General features: G+C 65.0%; 8 protein-coding genes. 6 read left to right on the top strand and 2 right to left on the bottom strand.

Annotated features, from left to right (window positions below; translation table 11 throughout):
• Window positions 1–101: 101 nt before the first annotated feature.
• The gene (locus tag EOA24_RS20505) at window positions 102–545 is read right to left on the bottom strand and encodes an SRPBCC family protein (protein WP_126061566.1); all 444 of its coding nucleotides are present in this window, start codon (window positions 543–545) and stop codon (window positions 102–104) included.
• A gap of 460 nt (window positions 546–1,005) precedes the next feature.
• Between EOA24_RS20505 and EOA24_RS20500 the strand changes: the two genes are divergently transcribed.
• The 3 genes from EOA24_RS20500 to EOA24_RS20490 are packed head-to-tail and all read left to right on the top strand — an operon-like array spanning window position 1,006 to window position 5,508.
• A complete protein-coding gene (locus EOA24_RS20500; protein WP_126083423.1) occupies window positions 1,006–2,433 on the top strand; it encodes a family 16 glycosylhydrolase in 1,428 nt (475 codons plus the stop codon).
• Window positions 2,434–2,472: 39 nt separating this feature from the next.
• Window positions 2,473–4,185 (top strand): type I secretion system permease/ATPase, encoded by a 1,713-nt coding sequence (locus EOA24_RS20495; RefSeq protein ID WP_245463251.1) that lies wholly within the window; start codon window positions 2,473–2,475, stop codon window positions 4,183–4,185.
• 3 nt (window positions 4,186–4,188) lie between these two features.
• Window positions 4,189–5,508: an HlyD family type I secretion periplasmic adaptor subunit gene (locus EOA24_RS20490; protein WP_126083425.1), complete on the top strand. Its 1,320-nt coding sequence runs from the start codon at window positions 4,189–4,191 to the stop codon at window positions 5,506–5,508.
• 98 nt (window positions 5,509–5,606) lie between these two features.
• Here EOA24_RS20490 and EOA24_RS20485 read toward each other — a convergent pair whose 3' ends face one another.
• The gene (locus EOA24_RS20485; RefSeq protein WP_126083426.1) at window positions 5,607–5,819 is read right to left on the bottom strand and encodes a hypothetical protein; all 213 of its coding nucleotides are present in this window, start codon (window positions 5,817–5,819) and stop codon (window positions 5,607–5,609) included.
• Between the two features lie 459 nt (window positions 5,820–6,278).
• Between EOA24_RS20485 and EOA24_RS20480 the strand changes: the two genes are divergently transcribed.
• The 3 genes from EOA24_RS20480 to EOA24_RS20470 all read left to right on the top strand — a co-directional run.
• Window positions 6,279–6,527 carry a DUF1127 domain-containing protein gene (locus EOA24_RS20480; RefSeq protein ID WP_189343174.1) on the top strand — a complete coding sequence of 83 codons (249 nt, stop codon included), beginning with the start codon at window positions 6,279–6,281 and terminating at the stop codon, window positions 6,525–6,527.
• A gap of 238 nt (window positions 6,528–6,765) precedes the next feature.
• Window positions 6,766–7,350: an OsmC family protein gene (locus EOA24_RS20475; protein ID WP_126083428.1), complete on the top strand. Its 585-nt coding sequence runs from the start codon at window positions 6,766–6,768 to the stop codon at window positions 7,348–7,350.
• 60 nt (window positions 7,351–7,410) lie between these two features.
• The coding region (locus EOA24_RS20470) for an FAD-dependent oxidoreductase (RefSeq protein WP_127410014.1) at window positions 7,411–7,826 on the top strand (416 nt) is incomplete at its 3' end.

The raw sequence follows: 7,826 nt of genomic DNA, 5'->3' as shown, positions 1-7,826 counted from the left end.
ACCTTGGGGAACGCGGCGGCCGGGAACCCGGCCGCCACGTTTTTCGGTTTGACGCAATTCCAGGCGGGAGGATCACGGCAACCGCGCCGGTTTGCCCGAGACTATTGATTGATCTCCGGCTCGACGAGCTTGGCCAGATTGCGCAGCGATTCCTGCCAGCCGAGATAGCAGGCCTCGGCGGGAATGGCGTCCGGGATGCCGGCCTGGGTGATGTTGATCTCAGTGCCGACCAACACTTTCTTCAAGGTCACCGTCACCTCGATCTGGCCCGGAAGGTTGGGATCGTCGAAGCGGTCGGTGTAGCGCAGGCGCTCGCCTGGGACGAGTTCGACGAATTCGCCGCCGAAGGAATGGCTGCCGCCGGTGGTGAAGTTGCGGAAGGACATCTTGTAGGCGCCGCCGACCTTGCCCTCGAACTCATGCACCGTGCAGGTGAAGCCGTTCGGCGGCAGCCACTTGGCCAGCGCGTCGGCCTCGACGAATGCGCGGTAGACCTTCTCCGGCTTGGTCGCCAGGACGCGGTGCAGGTGGATGGTGCTCGGCATGTCTCGATATCCTCTCTGGTTTCGTTGATCGATGCCCTAAGGACGGGCGACCTCCAGCCGATCCGACAGAGACTGTCAAATTTTTCGCCCCGCGGCTACCGTGCCGCTTTGTGACGGGGATAGGACGTTGGTGCTGCGATCGGGTTTCCGGCTCGAATGTCCACCGTCGCGCTTGGCGACTCAACCCTCGTTCATCGCGGGCGCCGCGCTGGTCAATTGCGATCACGAGCAGCATTCTGCCCAATATTTTGGCATGAGTCTCGCAATATTGAGTAAAATTGGGTAATTCGAGGTGTAATTATCGCGCTTAAATTGCATTAGATACACCTTATCATAATCATTTCTAATCATTAATCGATGAATGGCAATTTTTACTGTACTGTGACGCGATTCCTTGGAACCATAGGCCGGCTTTGCAGGTTGGCCTGAAAGTCAGCCACCACCCAGGAAGGAGTGTCCGATGAGCTTCGTCGTCAACGCGATAGGCGTTCCTCTTTATTATAGCGGCGCTTCCAACCATTGGTTTTCGGCGTCCTCGCCCGGGACGTTCAACGGCAGCAGCGGCAACGACTCCATCTGGGCCTCCAGCGGCGTCAACGTCACCATGTATGGCGGCCAAGGCGACGACATCTATTACCTCTATTCGGCGAGCAACAAAGTGGTCGAGTACGCCGGCCAGGGCGTCGACACCATCAACACATGGATGAGCTACACGCTGCCCAACAATGTCGAGAACCTCGTCGTCACCAACGCCCACAACTATGCCTTCGGCAATGCGCTGGACAATATCATCACCGCCAAGGGCGGCGGCCAGACCCTGGACGGCGGCGCGGGCAACGATGTGCTGATCGATGGCGGCGGCGGCGGCGCCGACACTTTCATCATCGCCAAGGGCAATGGCAGCGACTCCATCGTCAATTTCGCCGCGAACGACACCGTGCGGCTCGATGGCTACGGCTTCACTACCTTCGCCGCCATCCACGACAGCATGATCCAGGCGGGGCCGAATGTGGTGCTGAACCTCGGATCGGGCGAGATCCTCGAATTCAAGAACACGACCATCGACAAGTTCCAGCCCAGCCAGTTCCAGCTGCCGATCGACAAGTCCGGCATGACGCTGTCCTTCAGCGACGAGTTCAACACGCTGAACCTCAACAATAGCCAGGGCGGCACTTGGGACACCAACTTCTGGTGGGGCGCGGCGAACGGCAGCACGCTGACCCGGAACAACGAGCTGCAATGGTATATCGACGCCAATTACGCGCCGACCAGCTCGGTGCATCCGTTCAGCATCGACAATGGCGTGCTCACCATCACCGCGGCGCAGGCGCCGGCCGACATCAAGCCGCTGATCAACAATTACGAATACACCTCCGGCTTGCTCACCACGCATGACTCGTTCTCGCAGACCTATGGCTATTTCGAAATGCGCGCCGACCTGCCGGAAAACGCCGGCGCCTGGCCGGCCTTCTGGCTGCTGCCGGAAGACGGTTCGTGGCCGCCGGAACTCGACGTGGTGGAGATGTATGGCCAAAAGCCGAATTCGCTGCTGATGACGGGGCATACCCTCGAGACGGGCCAGCACACGACGGTCGGATCCACGGTGAACGTCATGGATACCGCCGGCTTCCACACCTACGGCCTGTTGTGGACGCCGGACAAGCTGGTCTGGACCTATGACGGCGTGCAGGTCGCGCAAGCGGCAACCCCGTCGGACATGAACAAGCCGATGTACATGCTGGTCGATCTCGCGGTCGGCGGCCAGGCCGGCGCGCCGCCGGATCATCTCGCCACGCCGGCCCAGATGAAGATCGACTACATTCACGCCTACACGCTGGACGAACTGCAGCAGAGCCATTTGAACGTCACGGCCGAACACACAGCCTAGGCGTCCAGGGCAATGTCGCGAGAGCGCCCTCCGACCAGCTTGCGGCCCGTTTCCCTGCGCGGCGTGTTCCTGCGCGCGGTCAGCGATGTCGGCCTGTTCTCGCTGCTGATCAACCTGCTGCTGCTGGTGGTCCCGCTTTACCTGCTCCAGGTCTATGACCGGGTGCTGCCCTCCTCCAGCGTCGAAACGCTGGTCTATCTGTCGGTCATCGCAGTCGCGGCGCTCGGCTTCCTCGGCTTTCTCGACGCCGTCCGCGCCGTCTACACGCAGCGCATCGCCGCCACCGTCAATGACAGGTTGGGCGCGACGGTTTTCGCCGCTTCGCTCGGCGACCGGAGCGGGCCGTCGCCGCTCGCCGACCTCGCCGCGGTCTGCGCCTTCATCCGCTCGCGCGGTGTGGCGGTGCTGTTCGACCTGCCCTTCGCGCCGGTCTTCCTCGGCCTGCTCTACCTCATCCATCCGGTGCTGTTCTGGGTGACGCTCGGCGGCACCGCGCTGCTGGTCGTGCTGGTCGTGGCCAACCAGCTTGCCATCGGCAGGAACGATGCGCTCTCCGCGGAGCGCTCGGCTCTGGCCAGCCGGGCCGAGCAGGCCTTTGCCCGCAACGCCGAGACGCTGCGCGCCATGGGGATGGTGGAAAACGCCGCGCGCGCATGGGGACGGCATGTGGCGGAGGCGCTCGTGCTGCATGACCGCTCGGCCAGCGCCAACGCGATCTTCAGCGGCACTTCCAGGGCGCTGCGCATGATTCTGCAGCTGGCGATCCTCGGCGCCGGCGCCTGGCTGGTGCTGAAGGGCGAGATGACGGCCGGCATGATCTTCGCCTCCTCGCTGGTGTCGTCGCGCGCGCTGCAGCCGCTCGACCAGCTGATCGGTTCGTGGCGACAGATCGGCGAGGCCAGGCGCGCCTGGACGCGGCTGCAGGTCGCGCTTGCGGCGCAGCCGGCACAAGCAAGCAAACTAACCTTGCCCGATCCGGCCGGCGCGATTGCCGCGCAGGATCTTTTCTTCATCGGGCCGAATGCGACGTTCGGCGCCGAGCCGATCCTGAAGCGGCTGAGCTTCGCGATTCAGCCCGGCGAAGCAGTGGCGATCGTCGGCCCGAGCGGCGCCGGCAAATCGACGCTGGCGCGGCTGCTTGTCGGGGCGACCCAGCCGAGCGGCGGCTCGGTCCGGATCGACGGCGCCGAGCTCAGGACCTGGGACGAGAGCCAGCTTGGCCGGCATATCGGCTATCTGGCGCAGGAGGTGGAGCTTTTCCCCGGCTCGGTCAGCGAGAATATTGCCCGCTTCGAGGCAGGCGCGGACGACGCGGCGATCATCGAGGCGGCAAGACGCGCCGAGGCGCATGAGCTGATCCTTTCGCTGCGCGACGGCTACCAGACGATGGTCGCCGGGACGCTGTCGGGCGGCGAGCGGCAGCGGATCGGGCTGGCGCGCGCCTTCTACGGCAATCCGCGCATCCTGGTGCTGGACGAGCCGAGCACGCATCTCGATGGCGCCGGCGAAACGGCGCTCGAAGCGGTACTGGCGGCCGCGCGCGCGGCGGGCGTCACCACGATCGTCATCACGCATCGCCCTTCGATCGCAGCGGCCTGCGACCGCGTGATGGTCCTGCGCGGCGGCGTCATCGAGGCGTTCGGACCGAGCGCCGAGGTGCTGCGGCAACCAGGCGCGCAGCGGAGCACGGTGGTGACGGGATCGTTCGCCCCGGTCATCCGCGCCTCGCAGACCATCCGCCGCGGGTCGTAGGCGATGTCCGCGCCAAGCCTCAGCTTCCACGACCGCCCGCGCACCGATTTCCGGCGCACGGCCTTTGCCGGCTACGCGGCGATCGCGCTTCTTGCCGGCGGCTTCGGCACTTGGGCAGCGAGCGCGCCGCTGGCGGGCGCGGTGATCACGCAAGGCACGATCGCGGCGACCGGCGGCAACATCCTGATCCAGCATCGCGAGGGCGGCATCATCAGGCAATTGCTTGTGCATGAAGGCGACCGCGTGCGCGAAGGCCAGGAACTCATCCTGCTCGACCGGACCGCCCCGGAGGCCGATCTCAACCGGCTAACGAGGCAGTGGATCGCGCTCAAGGCGAATGCCGCGCGGCTGGAGGCCGAGCGCGACGGGCTGGACCGGCTGGCGCCGATCAGCGAGCCCGCGCCGGCGCCGTTCCAGCCGGAGTTCCAGAACCTGATCCGCGAACAGCAGAAGGAGTTCGACGCAAGGCTTGCGCGCTTCCGCTCGGAGCAGTCGATCCTGGCGCAGCGGGTCGCCATGCATCGCGAGTCGGTCAAGGGCCTGAACGCGCAGAAGGCGGCCATCGAGCAGCAGACCGAGGTGGTGAAGAAGGAACTCGGTATCAAGACCGACCTTCTCAGCAAGGGCCTGACCAACCGCACCGAATATTCGCAGCTGCTGCGCTCGGAGGCCGACCTTGTCGGCCAGGCCGGCGCGCTGGCGGCGTACCTTGCCTCCGCCAACACGCAGATCGCGGAGGCCGAAGCGCAGACCGAGCGCGCCACCACGCAGCGCGTCGAGGAGGCGCTGACCAAGCTCGACGACGTGCGCACCAACCTTGCCGACATCGACGAGCAGATGCGCGCGGCGCAAGCCGTGCTGAAGCGCACGACGATCACCGCGCCGGCGGCGGGCATCGTCGTGTCCTCCACCTATAATTCGCAAGGCAGCGTGGTCGCGCCCGGCGAGAAGATCATGGAGATCCTGCCCACGTCATCGGGTCTGGTGGTGGACGCAAAGCTCAGGCCGAGGGACATCGACCAGGTGCATGTCGGCCAGAAGGCGAAGCTCAGGCTGTCGGCGCTCAACACGCGGCTCACGCCAGAGGTGCCGGCCACGGTGAGCGAGATCTCAGCCGACCGGCTGATCGACGACACCACCCACGAGCCCTATTTCCGCGCCAGGCTGAAGATCGCCGATGCCTTGCCGCCCGGCGTGAAGAGAGAACAGCTTTATCCCGGCGCCCCGGTCGATACCTTCATCAGCACTGGCGACCGGACCTTCTTCGAATATCTGGTGCGGCCGATGATGGATTCGTTCGCAAGGGCGTTTGCGGAAAGGTAGGGGCGGAGGGCAGTTACCGGCGGCCGTTGCGGTGAGCGGCAGGCCTATGGCCAGGCGCCGGGTAGTTGCCCTCGGGGCATCGGCGTTGGGCAGACGGCTTACTCCAGAAACATCAAGGCCGTGGCCAGGAATCCCATCCCGAAGCAAGACGCCATCGAATAGGCGATCATCCCGGCAGCCACATAGTCGCCCGCGCCCGACGACAGATGGCTGCCGAGTGTGCCGAAAGCCAGGAGCCAGCACGCCACGGCCAACCCGATGATCGCCCCGATGGCGAGGTTCTTGATAACAAAGAGCACCAGTGGAGGCATGAGCGCGGCTCCCAAAGAGCATTTCGCGGCGGCCCACGGCTTGCGGCCTCGTGAGCCGGCTGCTGTCACTCAACGCCGGGACAGGCATCTGGTTGCTCCTCCCGTCTGTTTTCGCTGCTGAACCGGTTCTAGGGGCGGCTTGCCTGCCGGCATGGGTTTCGGCGATACGCGAGGGTGCGAACCGCCAGCCTCATTGCCGATGTCCGCCCGTGTCTTCGTTTGCGGGCCCGCAAAGCCACCCCTCGATCCGGTCGCGGGCCGCAGGCCCCGCGAAGACGAAGCGATCGCGCCAGGCTTCGAGGCGGACGTGCTCCGTGCCAAGAACGATATTTCAAACTGAGAAATCGCCAGATTCCACGGCAGTTTCGACGCCCGCTCCAACGCTGGCTCCCCCGGTCGTCAGCGACAGTCCTGCCATCGCCGACGCGAAATGGTCGCGCCGCAAAAATGGAGACGACGATGACGAGTTTGGAGCATACCGCCTATGAAACCGGCCGGTCGGGCGTCGGCCCGATCGGCTTTGCCAGCCGGGCGCTGCGGCTTTTCTATCATGCGATGAGGATGCGCAGCGACCGCGCCGCCTTGCATGCCATGCCTGACTATCTGCTCAAGGACATGGGCATCACGCGTTCGGGAATCGACTACTACACCTCGACGGGCCGCGCTGCCTCCGGCACCGGCGGGATGGACATCCGCACCATCGGCTAACCGCCAATAGCGATCGCGGCCACGCCGTCGACAAGCCCCGGGCGCTTCCCAACGCCCGGGGTTTTGCGTTCCGGCGCATCGGCTCAAGCGGTGAGCCACCTCGTTTCAAACGATACGTCCATGCCAATTTCCACGGTGCGCGTATGAAAAATTCCACGGTCGCATCCACTCTCGTTCAAACGCTCCAACGGCAAACAGAGGCCGTCACGGCAACCAAGCCGCAAAGCAACCTTTGGAGATGATGATGCAACCCAACACCAAACCTGCACGGCTTCCTCTCAATGGCGTCGACACGCCGAACCTGATGGCGACGATCAATTTCGTCGCCGGGCAGCCGGAGCTCGCCAAGTTCCAGTTCCGCGCCCACAATGAGTGGATCGAGGGCACGCACAGCAAGACCGTCATGCATGGCTTCTTCGGCGCTGGCAACGAGCAGAAGCACGAGAAGCCGCATTATGCCGACGCCGACCATCCGGCGATTCTGTGCGGCGCCGACAATGCGCCGACCCCGGTCGAGTGGCTTCTGCACGGGCTGGCTGGCTGCCTGATGGCCGGCGTCGCCAACATCGCCGCCGCGCGCGGCATTAAGCTCACCAAGGTAAAGTGCTCGGTGGACGGCGACATCGACCTGCGCGGCATCCTCGGCATCTCCGATGAGGTCCGCAACGGCTTCCAGAACATCCATGTGTCGTTCGAGATCGAAGGCGACGCGCCGGCCGAAAAGCTCCAGCAGCTGGTCGAGCAGTCGCGTGCCCGTTCGGCCGTCTTCGACGTGCTGACCAAGGGCGTGCCGGTCACCGTCGGCATCAAGACCATCCAGTAAACCGACAGGCGGTCCGGAACCGGTCCGGGCCGCTTCCCTCTCCTCGGACGGAACTGAACCATGAGACGCGCGGTCGTCATCATCGGCGCGGGCCAGGCCGGCCTTGCGCTCAGCCATTGCCTCAGCCAGGCCGGCATCGACCATGCCGTGCTGGAGCGCGGGCGCATCGGCGAGCGCTGGCGCTCGCAGAGCTGGCGCTCGCTTCGGCTGCTCACGCCGAACTGGCTGAATGCGCTCCCCGGCTCGCCCTACAAGGGCGGCGATCCGGACGGCTTCATGAGCAAAGGGGCGTTCGTGGAAAGCCTGGAGCGCTACGCCTGGCAATGGCATGCGCCCGTCGAGACCAATGTCGAGGTCATCGCCGCCAAGCGGACCAGCGACGGCTTTGGCCTGCGCACCAGCGCCGGCGACTGGTCGGCCCGTGCGGTCGTCGTGGCGACGAGGCATTGCGACCGGCCGGTCATCCCGTGTGGGGT

The organism is Mesorhizobium sp. M2A.F.Ca.ET.039.01.1.1 (assembly GCF_003998035.1).
Lineage (GTDB): Bacteria > Pseudomonadota > Alphaproteobacteria > Rhizobiales > Rhizobiaceae > Mesorhizobium.
Note: the sequence above shows the minus strand (reverse complement) of the source record. Positions and strands in the feature narration are given on the sequence as shown.